Source organism: Arthrobacter crystallopoietes (genome assembly GCF_002849715.1).
Classification (GTDB): domain Bacteria; phylum Actinomycetota; class Actinomycetes; order Actinomycetales; family Micrococcaceae; genus Crystallibacter; species Crystallibacter crystallopoietes.
Window position 1 is genome coordinate 865,322 of the sequence record NZ_CP018863.1, and the last position, 17,664, is coordinate 882,985.

The following is a 17,664-nucleotide window of genomic DNA, read 5'->3' on the forward strand; positions in this document are numbered from 1 at the left end:
CGGGCTAAAGAACCCGGCTGGCGCCCCCGCCGTCGTTGTTTCCAATGGTTTCGGGAATACCCGGGCAGGAACAATCCAGGCTGATTCTGCGCAGCTACTTGGCAAAAACTTGGGAACCAATTCCGCAACCGCCATTGCAGGTGTTTACTAAGCATGCTTAGCATGAATTTACATCGTAAGGCGGGCGGGCGGAGGAAGCTCCGCAGCGTCCACAAGAACCCATCAACTGCCCTTACGTCAGTGCACACGACCGGAGGTACCAATGTCCAGAAATGATGTGCCTTCCAGCGGCCTGACCACCACAGAAGACCAGAACAGTGCAGGCAAGAGCCACGAGGCTCCGGCTCCCGATCATTCGCGGAAGCCGGACAAGCCCAGTGACGTCCGGAATCCCAACTGGAAGTACATCCTGCGACGGACCGTTCGTGAATTTTCCAAGGACAAGTGCACCGACCTTGCCGCGGCTCTAACGTACTTCGGAGTGCTGTCGTTGTTCCCTGCGCTGCTGGCCATGGTCTCCCTGCTGGGCGTAATCGGGCAGGCCGAACAGACCACCCAAACACTGCTGCAGATCGTGGAAGGCGTCGCGAGCCCGGAAGTGGTCCAGACTCTGCGGCAGCCGATCCAGCAGTTGGCTAGCGCGCCGGCTGCAGGTTTTGCCCTGATTGCAGGCCTTGCCGGCGCACTCTGGTCCGCATCCGGTTATGTCGGTGCTTTCAGCCGGGCGATGAACCGGATTTATGAAGTTGAAGAGGGCCGGCCGTTCTACAAACTGCGCCCGGCCATGCTGGTCATCACGCTCATCATGCTGCTGCTGGCCGTTGTAATGGCTGTGCTGCTGGTCGTCTCCGGCCCCGTAGCCCAGGCGATCGGCGACGCCGTTGGGCTGGGCGAGACCGCCGTGACGGTATGGAACATCGCCAAGTGGCCGGTGCTGGTGATCTTCGCGATCCTCATTATCGCCGTCCTGTACTACGCGACGCCGAACGTGAAGCAGCCCAAGTTCCGTTGGATGAGCGTCGGCGCCTTTATCGCCCTGCTCGTCCTGGCGCTCGCTTCCCTGGGCTTCTTCTTCTACGTGACCAACTTCGGCAACTACAACAAGACCTACGGTGCCATTGGCGGCATGATCGTGCTGTTGCTGTGGATCTGGATTGCCAACATTTCCTTGCTCTTCGGCGCGGAGTTCGACGCCGAGATGGAGCGCGGACGCCAGCTCCAGGGCGGCATCGAGGCCGAGGATACCATCCAGCTGCCGCCTCGGGATACCAAGGCGAGCGACAAGAAACTCGAGAAGGAGAGGGAGGACATCAACGACGGACGTGAGCTCAGAGAACGGCACGGTAGGAGTCCTGATCGGGACTGACGGCAACTAGTTCGCATCCAGCATTGGAGTTCAAACTATGACAACGCAGAACTGGCAGGAACCGGCGGCGCCCGGCACAGAGAATCTAGCGATTCAGAACAGCCAAACGGCCACCGGCTACGCATCAACCGGCAGCTCATCCACAACGACGGCGGCCAAAGACGAAGGGAAGAACGTCGCCAAAGAGGGGGCCAGTGCCGGCAAACAGGTTGCAGGCACCGCAGTTGACGAGACCAAGGCCGTGGCCCAGGAGGCCGGCACGCATGCCAAGAACCTCGTACACGAACTGGGTTCGAATCTGAAAGACCAGGCAGGAACGCAGCAGCAGCGGGTCGCCGAGGGACTGCGGTCGCTGAGCGACGAATTGCGCTCCATGTCCCAGGCCTCGGAAAATTCCGGCACCGCGGCGAACCTGGTTGGCCAGGCAGCCCAAAGGACAAGCGATGTGGCCGGCTGGTTTGAAGCACGCGACCCCGGTTCGCTGCTGCAGGAAGTCAAGGGCTTTGCGCGTAACCGGCCGGGCGCCTTTCTGGCAATCGCCGCTGGCGCAGGCTTGTTGGCAGGCCGGCTGACCCGCGGCATTACCGGGGCGCAATCGGACTCATCGTCCGGTCCGCGCACCGGTGCTCCGGTCCAAAGCCCGCGAAGCACGCCTGCTCCACCGGCAGCCGAACCTGCACGCGCGCCCGCAGACGGCGGCTTCGGCACGACGGCTCCGGTGACCGGAGATCCCTTCAGCGATCCTTGGGACAACGAGCCCACCCTTCGCCCCGGGACCCCGCCCGTCAGCACCGACCCCGAACGGAGGCATGCGCTCTAATGACACAATCGAACTCCGCCGGCTCGCACGCCTACGAGATTCCGCCCACGGAAGCCGAGATCAGGGCACAGAACTCGTCCCTGGGCGACATTCTGAGCGAAGTCAGCCGGGACGTTTCAACCCTCATGCGCCAGGAAGTCGAACTGGCCAAGGCGGAACTCAAGGAATCAGGCACCAAGGCAGGCAAGGGCGCAGGTATGTTTGCCGGCGCGGGCGTGGCAGGGCACCTTGTCCTGGTTTTCCTCTCCCTCGCACTGATGTATGCCCTTGGCACGTTGATCGGCCTTGGCTGGTCGGCGGTAATCGTCGCCGTAATCTGGGCGATTGTTGCGGCCGTTCTCGCCGCCAAGGGCAAGAAGGAAATGAAGACGGTTCGCGGCATGCCGCAGACCGCGGAAACCATCAAGGAAATTCCCCCGACGTTTAAACCAGGTGAGGAGACCCCATGAGCCAGTCACCGGAAGAAATCCGCGAAGAAATTGAACGGACCCGTGCAGAACTAGGTTCCGACGTCGACGCGCTGGCGGAAAAGGTCAGCCCCTCCGGGATGGCGCACCGGCAAGGTCAGAAAGTCCGGGACAAGATGAACCACGTCAAGAGCAGCATCATGGGCGCGGCCGACAACACCACCGGGTCGGCAAAATCCGGAATGCACCAGGCCGGAGAATCCGTTTCCCACACCGCCCAGCACGCCGGCGAAACGGTGCAGAACGCTCCGCATCAGGTCGCCGAGAAGACCCGCGGCAACCCCATGGCGGCCGGCCTCATTGCCTTCGGTGCCGGCATGCTGATTTCCTCGCTGATACCCGCGAGCCAAAAGGAACAGGAAGCGGCAACTGCCTTGAAGGAGAAGGCGAAACCGCTGAAAACCGAGCTCACCGATGCCGCCAAGCAGGTAGCGCAGGACATGAAGGGTCCGGCCCAGGAAGCCATGGAGTCCGTCAAGAGCTCAGCGCAGGATGCTGCCGCCAGGGTGAAGGACGAGAGCGCGGGCGCCGCCGCAGACGTCAAAGAGCGAGCCCAGGATGCTAAGTCCAATGTCCAGGACACTCAGTCAGGCTCCCCGGCCGCCGCCGGCTCTACGCTCCCTACCGGCTTCTAAAAGACATCCGGCGACCAGTGCGGGCGGCAGGGACATTCCCGGCCGCCCGCACTGGTCCGCCGCCGTCAGTGGCTGGAGCTGACGTAGCCGCGTTCCTTGTCCACCAGGTTGGCCAGCGGCTCCCCCGCGGTCCAGCGGGTCAGGTTCTGCAGGAACTGGTCCGCCAGGGCCTCGCGCCAGCCGATCACGTCCCCGCACATGTGCGCCGAAATGTGGACATTCTCCAGCTGCCAGAACGGGTGCCCGGCCGGCAGCGGCTCCTCCTCGAACACGTCCAGCGAAGCGGCAGCAATCTTCCCCTCGCGCAGCGCCTCGACCAGTGCCGCCTCATCCACCAGCGCGCCACGGCCGACGTTGACCAGATGCGCGCTGGGCTTCATGGCCGCCAGGACTTCGGCGTTCATCATGTGGCGGGTCTGCTCGGTCAGCGGCGCGATCAGCACAACATGGTCGGCCCAGCCGATATGCTCGGCCAGATCCGCGCTCGGCACTACGGTGCCGAAGTCGCCGTCGTTATCCCTTGCGGTCCTGCCCACGCCGCGGACCTCGATGCCGACGGCGCGCAGCAGCCGGGCGGTGGCGCGGCCGATCCCGCCGGTGCCCACTACCAGTGCGCGCGAACCGCCGGTCGGGGTGAGCTCGCGGTGCTGCCAGACCGATTCCTGCTGCAGGCGCTTGCTCAGGTGCAGCTGCTTGTCGTGGGCGAGGATGGACGCCAGCGCGAACTCGGCGATGGGCCGGTCGAACGTGCCGTGGGCGTTGGTGACCAGCACCTCGGAGGCCCGCAGCTCGTCGAACATCATGGCATCCACCCCGGCCGCCGCCACGTGCACCCACTTCAGCGCATCCGCATTCGGCCAGGCCTCACCCAGCGCGGAGGAGAAGAAGTCCCAGAGGAACAGCACGTCGGCGCCGCGGGCGGCTTCCGGCAGACCGGCCGCATCGGTAATAACGACGTCGGCACGCGCCTTGATCTCGTCAAGATTGTAGGGGCGGGGCTGGCCCTCCGCAGCGAGAATGACAACGCGGGGACGGGAGCTGGAATCACGGTAAGTCACGCCTCCACGGTACGCGATGAGAGGATTGTTGACAATAAACAGGTGTGACCTGCACCATAGGTGGCATGACCTCTCTTAGCCCCGCGCTCAAGCAAGCAACGCCCATCGTCGTCGACCACGCCCTCGGCTCGTGGATCCATGCCACCGACGGCAAGGACTACCTGGATTTCACTACCGGCATCGGCGTGACCAGCACCGGCCACTGCCACCCGAAGGTTGTGGAAGCGGCGCGCGAACAGGTCGGCAAGATCATCCACGCCCAGTACACCACCGTGATGCACAAGCCGCTGCTGGCGCTGACCGAGAAGCTCGGCGAAGTCCTCCCCGCGGGGCTGGACTCCGTGTTCTACGCAAACTCCGGCTCCGAGGCCGTCGAGGCCGCCATCCGCCTGGCCCGCATGGCCACCGGCCGGCCCAACATCGTGGTCTTCCAGGGCGGCTTCCACGGCCGCACCGTCGCCGCCGCTTCGCTGACCACGGCCGGCACCAAGTTCTCCGCCGGCTTCGCGCCGCTGATGGCCGGCGTCCACATGTCCGCTTTCCCCTATGCCTACCGCTACGGCTGGGACGAAGCCACCGCCGTCGCCTTCGCGCTGCAGGAACTGGACTACCTGCTGCAGACCCGCACCGCCCCCAATGACACCGCCGCGTTCCTGATCGAACCGGCGCTGGGCGACGGCGGCTACCTGCCCACTCCCCCGGCCTTCATGGAGGGCCTGCGCGAGCGTGCCGACCGGCACGGCATCCAGCTGATCTTCGACGAGGTACAGGCCGGCGTGGGCCGGATGGGCAAGTTCTGGGGCCACCAGTACTCCACCGCCACCCCCGACATCCTCATCACCGCCAAGGGCATCGCCTCGGGTTTCCCCATCTCCGCCATCGCGGCCTCCACCGAGACCATGTCCAAGGCCTGGCCCGGTTCGCAGGGCGGCACCTACGGCGGCAACGCCGTTTCCGCCGCGGCCGGCGTGGCCACGCTGGAGGTAGTGGAGGAGGAGGGCCTGGTGGAGAATTCCCGCATCCGCGGCGAGCAGCTGCAGGCCGGCCTGAAGGAGATCCAGAACCGCTTCCCGGTGATCGGCAACGTCCGCGGCCTGGGCCTGATGCAGGGCATCGAGTTCACCGCCGAAGACGGCACCCCGGACGCCAAGACCGCCGCCGCGGTCCAGCAGGCCACCACCGGGCAGGGCCTGCTGTCCCTGACCTGCGGCCCGGCCGGCAATGTGGTCCGGCTGATTCCCGCCCTGGTAGTCACCGCCGATGAAATCAGCACCGGACTGGAGCGCTTCGAGGCCGCCGTGGGCGCCGTCGTCGGTGCCGTTCCCGCCGGAGCAGGAACCGGAGCCTGATCCCCCGATGACCGAAGCAGTTCTTCCCGCAACCGGGCAGGCGGACGCCCGCCTGCCCGGCATCCCGGCGCCGGAGAAGCAGCCGGCGGTGCTGACGCGCCTCGCCGCGGCCGGCGTGGCCGCGGACAGCTCGCCGCGCCGGCTCGCTGAGTACTCCTACGACGCCTCCAACTACCGCGTGCCTCCGCTGGCCGTGGTGTTCCCGCGCAGCGTGGAGGACGTCGCCGCCGTCGTCGCCGCATGCCGCGAAACCGGGACGCCGCTGATCGGGCGCGGCGGGGGAACCTCGATGGCCGGCAACGCCATCGGCCCCGGCGTGGTGCTGGACTTCTCCCGCCACATGAACCGGATCCACACCATCGACGAGGCCGCTGGTACCGTCGACGTCGACCCCGGCATGGTGCTCGCCGTCCTCTCCCGCGAGGTGGAGAAGGCCACGGGCGGCAAACTCACCTTCGCCCCGGACCCGTCGTCGAAAACCCGCGCCACCGTGGGCGGGGCGCTGGGCAACGATGCCTGTGGAAACCACTCCGTGCGCTACGGACGGACCTCTGATCACGTGGTGGAGCTCGACGTCGTTACTTCCGACGGCGCCCGGCTCACCGCCACTGCCACCGGGCTTCGCGCCACGGACCCCGCCGACAAGGCCTCCGCCGCACGCGCCGCCGCGCTCACCGGTTCGCTGCAGGAGCTCGCGCACAGCCATCTGGCCGACTTCCGCATGGAGCTGGGCCGCATCCAGCGCCAGGTCTCCGGCTACCACCTGGCCAACCTGCTGCCGGAAAACGGCTTCAGCGTGGCCCGGGCGCTGGTCGGCTCCGAGGGCACCTGCGCCATCGTGACCCGCGCACGGATGAAGCTTGTCCCCAAACCGGCGAGCGCGCTGCTGGTCTGCCTCGGGTATGCCGACGTAGTCGAGGCAGCCCGGGATCTGGAAACAATTCTCGAGTTTTCCCCCGCGGCGGTGGAGGGTATTGACGAGGCCATCGTCGACACCATGCGCTTCCGCCGCGGTGAAGACGCCGTCCTCGGGCTGCCCGACGGCAAGGCCTGGCTGTATGTGGACCTGGACGGCGATGATCCGGACGAGGTCGCCGCGGAAGCCGACCGGCTGCTGGCCCGGCTCAAGGAGAACGGCCGCCTCGTCGACGGCCGCGCGGTGCCCGACACCACGGCCCGCGCGTCGCTCTGGCGTGTCCGCGAGGACGGCGCCGGGCTCTCCTCCCGGCTCTCCACCGGCGGCGAGTCCTGGCCCGGCTGGGAAGATTCCGCCGTCGCGCCCTTGAAACTGGCCGACTACCTGGCGGACTTCCGCGAATTGCTGGCCGAGTTCGGCCTGCAGGGCGTGATGTACGGGCACTTCGGCGCCGGTTGCATGCACATCCGCATCACCTACGATCTGCGCACCGAGGAAGGCCGCGAGGTGTTCCGCCGCTTCTCGCGCAGGGCTGCCGAACTGGTGGTCCTGCACCGCGGCTCGCTCTCCGGCGAGCACGGCGACGGCCGCGCGCGTTCGCAGCTGCTCCCGGTGATGTACTCGCCGCGGATGCTCGACGCATTCAGCGCGTACCGCCGCATCTGGGACCCGGCCGGCATCCTCAACCCGGGATCGCTGACGGACCCGGATCCGATCGATGCGCACCTCGCGCTCGAGGGCGTGCCGCAGCGGCAGTGGCGCACCAGTTTCGACCTGCGTCCGATCGGCAGCGGCGGCGGCTCCACGGCGGAAACCGACAGCCCGTCCGACGCCGGCGGCAGCGGAACGGATCCGTGGGTGCACGCGGTCCAGGGCTGCATCGGCGTGGGCAAGTGCCGCACCGATTCCGGCGGCGTCATGTGCCCGAGCTACCGCGCCACCCGGGACGAAAAGGACTCCACCCGCGGCCGCGCCCGCGTCCTGCAGGACATGGTCCGCGGCGCCCGCACCGTCGAGGAAGGCTGGAAGTCCGAAGAGGTCCGCGAAGTGCTGGACCTCTGTCTGTCCTGCAAGGCCTGCTCCAGCGACTGCCCCGTGGGCGTGGACATGGCCACCTACAAGTCCGAGTTTTTCGATCACTACTATAAGGGGAGGCTGCGCCCGCTCTCGCACTTCTCGCTCGGCTGGCTGCCGCGCTGGCTCAAGATCACCGGCCGCATCGCGCCGCTGGTCAACGCGGTGCTGGCCACGCCGCTGGGCAAACTGGCCGCCGCGCTGGGCGGGCTCACCACCCGACGCGCCCTGCCGAAGTTCGCCGGTGCGCTCGACTGGCAGCGCGAAGTCGCCGCGGCCGGCGCCCTTCCCCCGTGGAATTACGACGGCGGGGCGCGGCGCCGTACGTCCGTTACCGCTGCTTCGGCTGCTTCGGCTACGGATGACCGTCGGGTTGTGGACGAGGATTCCGGCGTCGTGCTGTTCGTGGATACCTTTACCCGCGGTTTCCGTCCCGAAGTGGCCGGCGCCGCGGCCCGGGTCCTGACCGGCGCCGGGGAACGCACCGAGTGCTCGGCGGACGCGTGCTGCGGGCTGACCTGGATTTCCACCGGGCAGTTGGATACCGCCAAGAAGCTGCTGGGCAAGGCGGCCGAAGCGCTCGACGACGGCACCGACCGCCCGATCGTCGTCGTCGAACCCAGCTGTGCCGCGGCCCTGCACAAGGACCTGCCGGAACTGGTGCACACCGAGCAGGCCCGCCGGGTGGCGTCCCGGGTGCGCAGTTTCGCCGCGCACGTCAACGAGCTGGCCAAAGCCGGTTCGCTGCCTGCACCTGCGAACGATCTGCCGGAGGAAGTGGTGCTGCAGACGCACTGCCACGAATACTCCGTCTTCGGCGCCGGCACCCAGCGCCAGGCATTGGCCGCCGTCGGCGTAACCGGAGTAACAGATGCCTCCGGCTGCTGCGGGGTGGCAGGCAACTTCGGCTTCGAGAAGGAGCACTACGACGTGAGCATGCAGGTCGCCGAGCACTCCCTTGCCCCGGCACTGCGAAACACGGACGCGGACACCGTGGTGCTTACCGACGGATTCTCCTGCGCCATGCAGGTCAACCAGCTCGACGAGTCCAGACCCGGGCGCCATCTGGCGCAACTCCTGGACCCCGGCAAGCCGTCCACCGGCCCCAAGGCCGATTCCACTACCGACCTCGACTCTGAACCAATCGACAAAAAGGACCTCGCATGACCACTGAGACCACTTCCCCCGGCCGCACCGCAGGCAACGCGCGCACCTCCCAGCAGGCGCTCGACGCCGTTTCCCGCGTCAGCACGGGCGTATTTATCGACGGCGAATGGACCGAATCCGCCTCCGGCGCCCGCTTCAACGTTGTCAATCCCGCCACCGAAGAGGTCATTGCTACCGTCGCCGACGGCGGTCCGGAAGATGCCCACCGGGCCATCGAGACCGCCGGCCGTGTGCAGAAGCAGTGGGCGAAGACCTCCCCGCGCGAGCGCAGCGAAATCCTCCGCCGCGCCTACGACCTGATCATGGCCCGGCAGGACGAACTGGCCCTGATCATGACCACCGAAATGGGCAAGCCCCTCGCCGAGGCCAAGGGCGAAGTCGCCTACGCCGCCGAATTCTTCCGCTGGTTCTCCGAAGAGGCCGTGCGGATCGGCGGCGACGTCACCACCACCGGCGACGGCAAGAACCGCATCCTGGTTTCCAAGGAACCGGTGGGCCCCTGCGTGCTGGTTACCCCGTGGAACTTCCCGCTGGCCATGGGCACCCGCAAGATCGGCCCCGCCATCGCGGCGGGCTGCACGATGGTGTTCAAGCCCGCCAACCTGACCCCGCTGTCATCGCTGGCACTGGTGGACATCCTGGTCGAGGCCGGGCTGCCCAAGGGCGTGGTCAACGTTGTCTGCACCACCAAGGCCTCCTCGGTGGTCTCCCCCTGGATGGCCAGCGGCATTGCCCGCAAGGTCTCCTTCACCGGTTCGACCGAAGTCGGCGTGAAACTGCTGCAGCAGGCCTCCGAGCACGTCATGCGTTCCTCCATGGAGCTCGGCGGCAACGCACCGTTCATCGTCTTCGAAGACGCGGATCTGGACCGCGCGGTCGAGGGCGCCGTGGCTGCGAAGATGCGCAACATGGGCGAGGCCTGCACCGCGGCCAACCGGATGTTTGTCCAGCGTTCCGTCGCCGACGAGTTCGCACGCCGGCTCGCGGCACGCCTTGGCGCACTCGAGGTGGGCGACGGCGCAGAGCCGGGCACCGCCGTCGGGCCCCTGGTCGAAGAGAAGGCTCTGGTCAAGGTCCAGGAACTGGTGGACGACGCGGTAGCCAAGGGCGCCACGGTGGTCTGCGGCGGCTCCCGGCCCGAACGCCCGGGCTACTTTTACACGCCCACCGTGCTCTCCGACGTCAGCCCGGCCTCGGACCTGATGAGCCAGGAGATTTTCGGCCCGGTGGCGCCCGTGGTCCCCTTCGACAACGAGGAAGAGGTCACGCAGATGGCCAATGACACCCCCTGGGGTCTGGTGGGCTACGTCTTCACGCAGGACGTGGACCGCGGCTTCCGGATGGGCGACGCGCTGGAAGTCGGCATGGTCGGGCTGAACACCGGCATTGTGTCCAATCCGGCGGCTCCGTTCGGCGGTGTGAAGGCCTCCGGGCTGGGGCGCGAGGGCGGCCGCGTAGGCATCGAGGAGTTCCTCGAATACAAGTACATGGCAGTACCGAAGAGCTGATCTTCCCGCAGCTCCGCTTCGGGGAGTAGCCGGCCGGCGCCAATGGGCCCAAACCCCTTGTACCCGGCCGCTACTCCTTGTATATTGTTGACAATCTACTAATTACTGTGACGTGGACCACCCGCGCTTGCAAGGAGCTTCAGTTGAACGTAAACGGCACGGCCCGCATGCTCTTCACCGCCGAAGAGTATGCGGCACGCCTCGCAGCAGTCCGGCTGCGCATGGCTGAGCAGGGCCTGAGCGCCCTGCTCGTGACTGACCCGGCGAACATCTACTACCTGACGGGCTACAACGCCTGGTCCTTCTACACCCCGCAGTTGGTCTTCGTGCCGGCCGAGGGCGACATGATCCTCTTCAGCCGGCAGATGGACGCCAGCGGAGCCTTCCGCACCTCATGGCTACCGCCCGAGTGCATCGTCGGCTACCCGGAGAGCTACGTGCACCGCCCGCACATCCACCCCTTCGATTGGGTAGCCTTCGCCTTGCGCGAGCGCCACCTGATTGCCCCGGCGGCCAAGGGCTGCGTAGGTCTCGAGATGGACTCGCATTTCTTCGCGCCCAAGGCCTACCGCGCGCTGGTCAACGCCATTCCCGAATGGACGCTGGTGGACTCCTTTGAGCTGGTCAACTGGGTGCGGTCGATCAAGTCTCCCGCGGAAATCCAGCTGATGCACAAGGCCGCCGTGATCACCAACAACGCCATGGCCGCCGCCGAACAGGCTATCCGGCCCGGCGCCCGCAAGTGCGATATCGCCGCGGCCATCACCGAGGCGCAGATCCGCGGCACCGAGGAATTCGGCGGCGACTACACGGCGATCGTGCCGCTGTTGCCCACCGGCGAGTCAGCCGACACCCCGCACCTGACCTGGAGCGAGGACCGGCTGAAGGACGATGAGCCCGTCGTCGTCGAACTTGCCGGGGCCTATCAGCGCTATCACGTGCCACTGAACCGCACCTTCTCGCTGGGCGAGCCCTCCGCGGAGCTCAGCCGCCTCGCCGATGCCACCGGCGAGGGCCTGAACGCCATGCTCGACGTCATCCGCGCCGACGTTCCCGTGCGCGAGGTCGCGGCCGTCTGGAACCGCACCATCTTCGAGTATGGCTATGAGAAGGACTCGCGGCTGGGCTACTCGATCGGCGTCGGCTTCCCGCCGGACTGGGGAGAGCGGACCATCAGCATCCGCAGCGAAGAAGAATCCGTCCTCGCCGAAAACATGACCTTCCACCTGATCTGCGGCATGTGGATGGACAACTATGGCTACGGCCTCTCCGAATCCATCCGCGTGACCGCTACCGGGGTGGAGACGTTCACCACCTACAAGCGCGGCCTGCTTCCCATCAACAGCTAGGAAACTTTCTTATGTCATTCCGGGATCTCCCCCTCGCCGAACGGGCCGGCCACCTCGTCGGATCGGTCATCGACTCCAGCACCTCGCTGCTGGCCAAGCAGACACACGACATCGTGCGGTTCGCCATGGGCGCGCCCGCGGAAGAAGCCGTACCGGTGGAGCTGTTCAACAGTGTTCCCGCCGCTGTCTACGATGCGTCCTCCTACACCTACGGCGCGACCGAGGGCGAACCGCACCTGCTCGATGCGCTGACCGATTATCTAGCAACGACGGCGGACCCCACCGCCCGCGAGCGCATCACCATTACCTCGGGCGGGATGCAAGGCCTGGACCTGGCCTGCAAGATCTTCGTGGACCCGGGCGACCTGGTGGTGGTGGAAAGCCCCACCTACACCAACGGTTCAGCCACGGCCATGAGCTACGGCGCCGACCTGCTGGAAGTACCGGTCGACGACGATGGCATGATCATCGACGAGCTGGAAGCCCTGGTGGCCGCCTCGGGACGCACCCCGAAGGCCATCTACACCATTCCGAACTTCCAGAACCCCTCCGGCACCACGCTCTCGCTGCCCCGCCGCAAGCGGCTGCTGGAGCTCGCCCACAGCTGGAACTCGGTCATCATCGACGACGACCCGTACGGACTGCTGCGCTTCGAGGGCGAAGACCTGCCCACGTTCAACCAGCTCAGCCCCAACGACCCGCTGATCTTCTCGGTGCGCACTTTCTCGAAGATCCTGGCTCCCGGCCTGCGCGTGGGCTGGGTGGAAACGGATCCCGAGCTCCAGCGCCTGGTGATCAACGCCAAGCAGGCCATGGACACCTGCACCAACGTTCCGGCCCAGCACCTGGTGGCCGAATTCATCCTGCGCGGCGGCCTGGACGAGCACCTGAACTGGCTGCGCCGCGAGTACCACAGCCGCAAGGAGGCCATGCTCGCCAGCATCGACCGCCATCTGGGCGACCGGGTGCGTACTACCAATCCCGACGGCGGCTTCTTCCTCTGGGTCACGCTGCAGGGCGAGGACGCGAAGATCAATTCGCAGCGCCTCTTCGACATCGCACTGGCGGAAGGCGTGGCCTTCATTCCAGGACCGGCCCTGTCCCCCACCGGACGGTTCACGGACGCTTTCAGGCTTTGCTTCGCTTCCTGCACGCCGGAGCGGATCGAGGTTGGCATCGAACGCCTCACCAGCGCTTTGGACAAGGCGAGGTCAGAGATGCCCCTCGGTACGGCTGCCTCCTCAGGAGCGCGGTAGATGGCGGCCGCTCTCGGCGTCAACGCGGACGCCCAGGCGCCCACCCGGGACGAACAGGAAGTCCTCGACCATATCCGGCTGGATGAGATCATCGCCCTGACGGAAAGGCTGGTGAACGCCGGCGGCGAGAACCCCGGCGGCACCGAACTCGCCACGGCGGCCGTGCTCGAAGCCGAGGCCACGCGCCTAGGCTTCGAGGTGGACATCCAGCCCGTGGCTCCGGACCGCCCGAATATTCTCTTGACGCTTCTCCCACCGGACAGCAAATCGGCGCTCGGACCGGGCCTGATGTTCCTGGGCCATTCCGATGTCGTCCCGGCCGGGCCAGGTTGGTCCCGGCCGCCCTTCGAAGCCGTAGTAGCAGACGGCCGCTTGTACGGCCGCGGCTCCACGGATATGAAGGGGGGACTGGCAGCAGTTGTCGGTGCGATGGACGCATTGAAGCGCTCCGGCGTCGTACTTTCCGGCCCTGTCACCCTGGTCTGCACCGTGGACGAAGAGGATCTCGGCCTGGGCATCCGTGCCCTGACGTCGGGTGGGCTGCCGCACAGCTACCTCGGATGCGTGGTGGCCGAGCCGACCGACATGGAAACCGTCATCGCCTGCCGCGGCGACAGCTACATCGAACTCGAGATCACAGGCAAGCCCGCGCATTCCGGCCGTCCCGCGGATGGGCGGAACGCGATCAGCGCCGCCGCAAGGATCTGCGAGCTGATCCGGGCGGACCACGACGCGCTGCAGCAGGATCAGGATCCGCTTCTGGGCAGCGGCACCTGGAATGTTGGGCGCATCGAAGGCGGGGAAGGCACCTCGATGGTGGCGCCGTCCTGCCACATGTCCGTGGACCGCAGGCTCATGCCCGACGATGATCCCGAGGACATTCTGGCCAGCTTGCTGCGCAGCATCGGTGAAGCAGGTATTGATACGGACGGCATCAGCGTAGACGCCGAACTGACTATGCAAATGCCCGGCTTCCGAACTCCGGAGCACCATCCGTTGGTCTCCGCGGCGGTGAACAGTGTGCTGGCCGCCGGCGGCGAAACCCGCATCAGCGGCTGGACTGCGGCCTGCGACGGCGGCTTCATCGTCAGGGACTACGGCATTCCCGCAATCGTGCTGGGGCCGGGCGGGTTGAACGACCAGGCCCACCAGATTGATGAGTCCGTAGGGCTGGCCGAACTTACCACAGCCGCACGTACTTTCGCATTGTTGTGCCTGCGCTTCTTGAGGCATACGGTCAACGACATGCCGGATTCGAAAAATTCGCTCCTAGAAGGAGAACGCCCGTGACCCGTTCTGAGCCAATACGAAATGATTATCCGGAGCAGCAACTCGCGCCCGGATCCGAGCCAACGACGCCGGAAGCCAAGAAAACGCTCCACCGTGCCATCCTCGGTTCCGCCCTCGGTAACGCCGTGGAATGGTTCGATTACGGGGTTTACGGCTACCTCACCATTTACATGGCAGTGAACTTCTTCGGTTCCGAAGCCGGCGACGGCGGCCTGGGCGTCACACTGACGCTGGCCACCCTGGCGCTGTCCTTCCTGGTCCGGCCGCTCGGCGGTATCATCCTTGGGCCGCTGGGCGACAAGGTGGGCCGGCAGAAGGTCATGGTCCTGACCGTGCTGATGATGACGCTGGCCACCGGAGCAATCGGCCTGCTGCCTACCTTGAGCACGGTGGGCGTTCTCGCCCCGATCCTGCTGCTCATCTGCCGCCTGGTGCAAGGCTTTTCCGCCGGCGGCGAGTATGGCGGCGCTGCCGTCTACATGGCCGAATCCGCGCCGGACCGCCGCCGCGGCTTCCTGGGTTCCTTCCTGGAGTTCGGCACCACCGTGGGCTTCATGCTTGCTGCCGTTGTCTGCACCACGCTGATTACACTGGTGGGCGACCAAGGCATGGAGGACGGCTGGTGGCGCCTGCCGTTCCTGCTCACCATCCCGCTCGGCCTGACGGCCCTGTGGATCCGGACCCGGCTGGGCGAGGCGCCTGTGTTCTCCGAGGCTTCCGAGCACGCCGAGACCACGCGCTCCCCGCTGCGGCACGTGCTGGTCAACAACTGGCGGCAGATCCTGGTGCTGGCCGGTTTCGTTGTCCTGCTGAACGTGGCGTTCTACCTGATCCTCGGCTACATGCCCACGTACCTCAGCGGCCAGCTCGGACACAGCACGGCGCAAGGCAACTGGATGCTTGTGGCGATCATGGCGCTGATGCTCGTGGCGATCCCGCCCATGGGCGCGTTGTCCGACCGCATCGGCCGCAAGCCGCTGCTGCTCGTGGCAGCCGGTGGCTACATGCTGCTGTCCGTCCCGTCGATCATGCTGCTGGGCACACCCAGCCTGCTGCTGCAGTTCCTCGGCCTGGCGGTGCTTGGCATCCTGTTGGTGATTCTGGTTTCGTCTGTCTCCTCGACACTGCCGGCGCTGTTTCCGACCTATGTCCGCTACAGCGGCTTCGCCATCGGCTACAACTTCTCCACCGCGTTCTTCGCCGGACCGTCGCAGACCGTGGCCAACCAGTTGATCGAGACAACCGGCAACCAGTTGGTTCCGGGCTGGTACATGGCGATCGCAGGACTCATCGGCCTCATCAGCATCCTGTGCATGCGCGAAACTTCGCAGGCCACTTTGCGCGGCGAGACGCTTCCTGGGGTACCGGAGTCCGTAGGCGCGCCGAAGCCTATTTATGTTGAGCAGAACCGCGAGGATGCCGAGGCCCGCCGGGCGAGCTACCAAGCCTAGGCGAGTATTCGTTGCGTCCTTGACCTCAAAGCGGGGCTCCGGGTTCCGGAGTCCCGCTTTGCGTTTGCCGCTGCTGACCCGAAACACCTCAACGAGAGTGGCTCAGGCTGCGCGGTAGTAGAGGAAGTCGATGCGGCCGAGCGCCTGCTCGAAGATTGACACCGGCTCCGGCAGCTCGCCAGGCTGCTCCTTTGCCGGTGGTGTGCCGGGCAGCGGCGGTGCGGTCGATAGGTAGGTGTGCCCTGTCGGCGTGGTCGTTTCGACGGTGTGCCGTGGCCCGGGGACGTTTTGGGCGTGCCAGCCCCCTGATTCCTTCGCGAGATTACAGGCCTCACATAGGCCTTGACCATTGATCTCGCTGGTCTCCCCGTTGTTGCGCCAGGGCACGACGTGGTCGTGGTGGCGGATCGGCGCATCGCACCACGGTGTGCGGCAGAGCTGGTCCCTGGCCTGGATCACCCGCTGCATGCCGGCCGGCATCAACCGCGCCCGCGAATCCATCCCGAGCAACTGCCCGGTACCCGGCGCCGTGTATAGCCGTCGCACCCACACTTCCACCTCAGCGTCATCGCCGGAGGCTCTTCGCTTCGGACCGGGAGGCCCGGTCGCCGTGCCGGCTTCTCCTGTAATGCCGGCGTCGCTGTCGCCGGTATCTCCGTTCCCGGCAGCAGTATCGATGACCGGTTCCGGTTCGCCAGTTCCTGGCGGACCGGATGCCGTAGCGCCGTCCCCGGTGCCGGGATAGGCTGTGCCAGCACCGCCGTCGTCCTTGGCAGCACCATTTACCGGGTTGCCGGCGTCGATGGTGTCCGTGCCGGCGCTGCCGTTCACGTTGTCGGTGTCGGTGTCTTCGGTGCGGATCAGGTTCCGGGCCCACTGGGCGGGGACGATGCCGTACCCGGCCAGGTGCGCCGGTTCGGAATCGCCCTGGAACAGGGTGCGGTCGGTCATGACCAGCTGGACCTCGATCTTTGCCGGGTTCTCGGCCGGCTGGCCGGTGACGCGTTCGACGAAGATGTCGGCCATCAGCTGCCCCCGGGAGCGTTCATCGCCCTGCGCCTTCAACCGGTCGGCTTCCCTGGTCAGGGCCGCGAGCACGGCCACACCCTGTGTCACCGGCACCAGGCAGCTCACCTGGACCATGGTATCCGGCGCCGGACGACAGGACACATGGCGTTCGGTTTCGGCTTTCGCGGCCCGCCGGACCACCGACAACGGATCCAGCCGCAACGCGGCCTGCTTCGCCATCGCCCCGATCTGTTTGTCCCCGCACCCTTGCAGCGTCTTCGGATCAGCACACAACTCCCGGTCAACCTTGGCGCGGTCTTCCACGCTCAGGCACGCGGTCTCGCGGACCAGGATGGTCGCCCGCCACTCGTTCAGCCGGCCCTCCGCCAACGCCCTATAGCTGTGAGGCATCTCCCGGATCAGCGTGGTCGCCATCCCCAGGTGCTTACCGCCCCGGTTCGGCGAATCCTTCCTGGCCAGCCCGATCTCCTTCGCCAGGCCGCGGCCCCGCCGCTCCACCGGGACCCCGGCCGCCGCCCGGGCCTCCCGCCGGGAGGCCACAAACGCCTCGGTCTCGCGGGCCTGCCCCGCAGCCGAGGCGGCCTTGAGCTCTTCCAGGGCGGCGATCCGGTCGATCCGTACGCCTTCGGAGACGTCGGGGTCCATGTTCGCCAGCTCCAGGATCATTGAGCGGACCAGGGCGGCACCCGGATCACCGGGAACCGGCTTCACCGGATCCATCTCTGCTGGAACGATTGACTCGAACATACTTTCGATTCTATCGTGGAGTGATGGAGGACACAACGATTGGAGGCCGGCTGTTGATATCCCTCAGCGCCAGAAGCAGCACGTCTCAGAACCTGGCCAGGCGAGCACTTAAAGTGGCGCCCCGAAACGAGCGGTTAAAGTCGCGGCGAGAAAGCGCGAGAGTCGCGAACAGACCGCCGTAG

Annotated in this window: 13 protein-coding genes; 11 read left to right on the top strand and 2 right to left on the bottom strand. The window is 66.4% G+C overall.

Translation table 11 applies throughout. The features are described from left to right. Window positions 1–262 precede the first annotated feature (262 nt). Genes AC20117_RS04210 through AC20117_RS04225 form a run of 4 tightly spaced genes read left to right on the top strand, consistent with a single transcriptional unit; the run spans window position 263 to window position 3,288 of the window. Window positions 263–1,366, top strand: a complete 1,104-nt coding sequence (locus AC20117_RS04210) for a YihY/virulence factor BrkB family protein (RefSeq protein WP_074700852.1) — start codon at window positions 263–265, stop codon at window positions 1,364–1,366. 37 nt (window positions 1,367–1,403) lie between these two features. Next, on the top strand, window positions 1,404–2,186 hold the full coding sequence (locus AC20117_RS04215; protein ID WP_074700851.1) for a methyl-accepting chemotaxis protein: 783 nt from the start codon (window positions 1,404–1,406) through the stop codon (window positions 2,184–2,186). After that, window positions 2,186–2,635 carry a phage holin family protein gene (locus AC20117_RS04220; RefSeq protein ID WP_074700850.1) on the top strand — a complete coding sequence of 150 codons (450 nt, stop codon included), beginning with the start codon at window positions 2,186–2,188 and terminating at the stop codon, window positions 2,633–2,635. Before AC20117_RS04215 ends, AC20117_RS04220 begins: the two co-directional genes overlap by 1 nt. Then, the gene (locus AC20117_RS04225; protein WP_074700849.1) at window positions 2,632–3,288 is read left to right on the top strand and encodes a DUF3618 domain-containing protein; all 657 of its coding nucleotides are present in this window, start codon (window positions 2,632–2,634) and stop codon (window positions 3,286–3,288) included. Before AC20117_RS04220 ends, AC20117_RS04225 begins: the two co-directional genes overlap by 4 nt. A gap of 65 nt (window positions 3,289–3,353) precedes the next feature. Here AC20117_RS04225 and AC20117_RS04230 read toward each other — a convergent pair whose 3' ends face one another. Continuing rightward, complete coding sequence (locus AC20117_RS04230; protein WP_101632532.1) at window positions 3,354–4,346, bottom strand: D-2-hydroxyacid dehydrogenase; 993 nt, start codon at window positions 4,344–4,346, stop codon at window positions 3,354–3,356. A 65-nt stretch (window positions 4,347–4,411) separates the two neighbouring features. On the opposite strand from AC20117_RS04230, the gene AC20117_RS04235 reads away from it, so the two are divergent. The 7 genes from AC20117_RS04235 (at window position 4,412) to AC20117_RS04265 (ending at window position 15,706) form a co-directional block, all read left to right on the top strand. Then, window positions 4,412–5,695 (top strand): aspartate aminotransferase family protein, encoded by a 1,284-nt coding sequence (locus AC20117_RS04235; RefSeq protein WP_074700848.1) that lies wholly within the window; start codon window positions 4,412–4,414, stop codon window positions 5,693–5,695. A gap of 7 nt (window positions 5,696–5,702) precedes the next feature. After that, window positions 5,703–8,852: an FAD-binding and (Fe-S)-binding domain-containing protein gene (locus AC20117_RS04240; protein WP_083339967.1), complete on the top strand. Its 3,150-nt coding sequence runs from the start codon at window positions 5,703–5,705 to the stop codon at window positions 8,850–8,852. After that, window positions 8,849–10,360: an NAD-dependent succinate-semialdehyde dehydrogenase gene (locus tag AC20117_RS04245; protein ID WP_074700847.1), complete on the top strand. Its 1,512-nt coding sequence runs from the start codon at window positions 8,849–8,851 to the stop codon at window positions 10,358–10,360. The genes AC20117_RS04240 and AC20117_RS04245 overlap by 4 nt, the downstream gene beginning before the upstream one ends. Before the next feature lie 167 nt (window positions 10,361–10,527). Continuing rightward, window positions 10,528–11,709 (top strand): M24 family metallopeptidase, encoded by a 1,182-nt coding sequence (locus tag AC20117_RS04250; protein WP_074703224.1) that lies wholly within the window; start codon window positions 10,528–10,530, stop codon window positions 11,707–11,709. A gap of 11 nt (window positions 11,710–11,720) precedes the next feature. Further along, window positions 11,721–12,965, top strand: a complete 1,245-nt coding sequence (locus AC20117_RS04255) for an aminotransferase-like domain-containing protein (RefSeq protein ID WP_074700846.1) — start codon at window positions 11,721–11,723, stop codon at window positions 12,963–12,965. Beyond that, the gene (locus tag AC20117_RS04260; RefSeq protein ID WP_074700845.1) at window positions 12,966–14,255 is read left to right on the top strand and encodes a M20 family metallopeptidase; all 1,290 of its coding nucleotides are present in this window, start codon (window positions 12,966–12,968) and stop codon (window positions 14,253–14,255) included. It begins immediately after the preceding gene. Beyond that, window positions 14,252–15,706, top strand: a complete 1,455-nt coding sequence (locus AC20117_RS04265) for an MFS transporter (protein ID WP_074700844.1) — start codon at window positions 14,252–14,254, stop codon at window positions 15,704–15,706. The genes AC20117_RS04260 and AC20117_RS04265 overlap by 4 nt, the downstream gene beginning before the upstream one ends. Before the next feature lie 102 nt (window positions 15,707–15,808). Here the strand turns inward: AC20117_RS04265 and AC20117_RS23795 are convergent, their stop codons facing one another. Further along, complete coding sequence (locus tag AC20117_RS23795; protein WP_074700843.1) at window positions 15,809–17,482, bottom strand: HNH endonuclease; 1,674 nt, start codon at window positions 17,480–17,482, stop codon at window positions 15,809–15,811. Window positions 17,483–17,664: the final 182 nt, after the last annotated feature.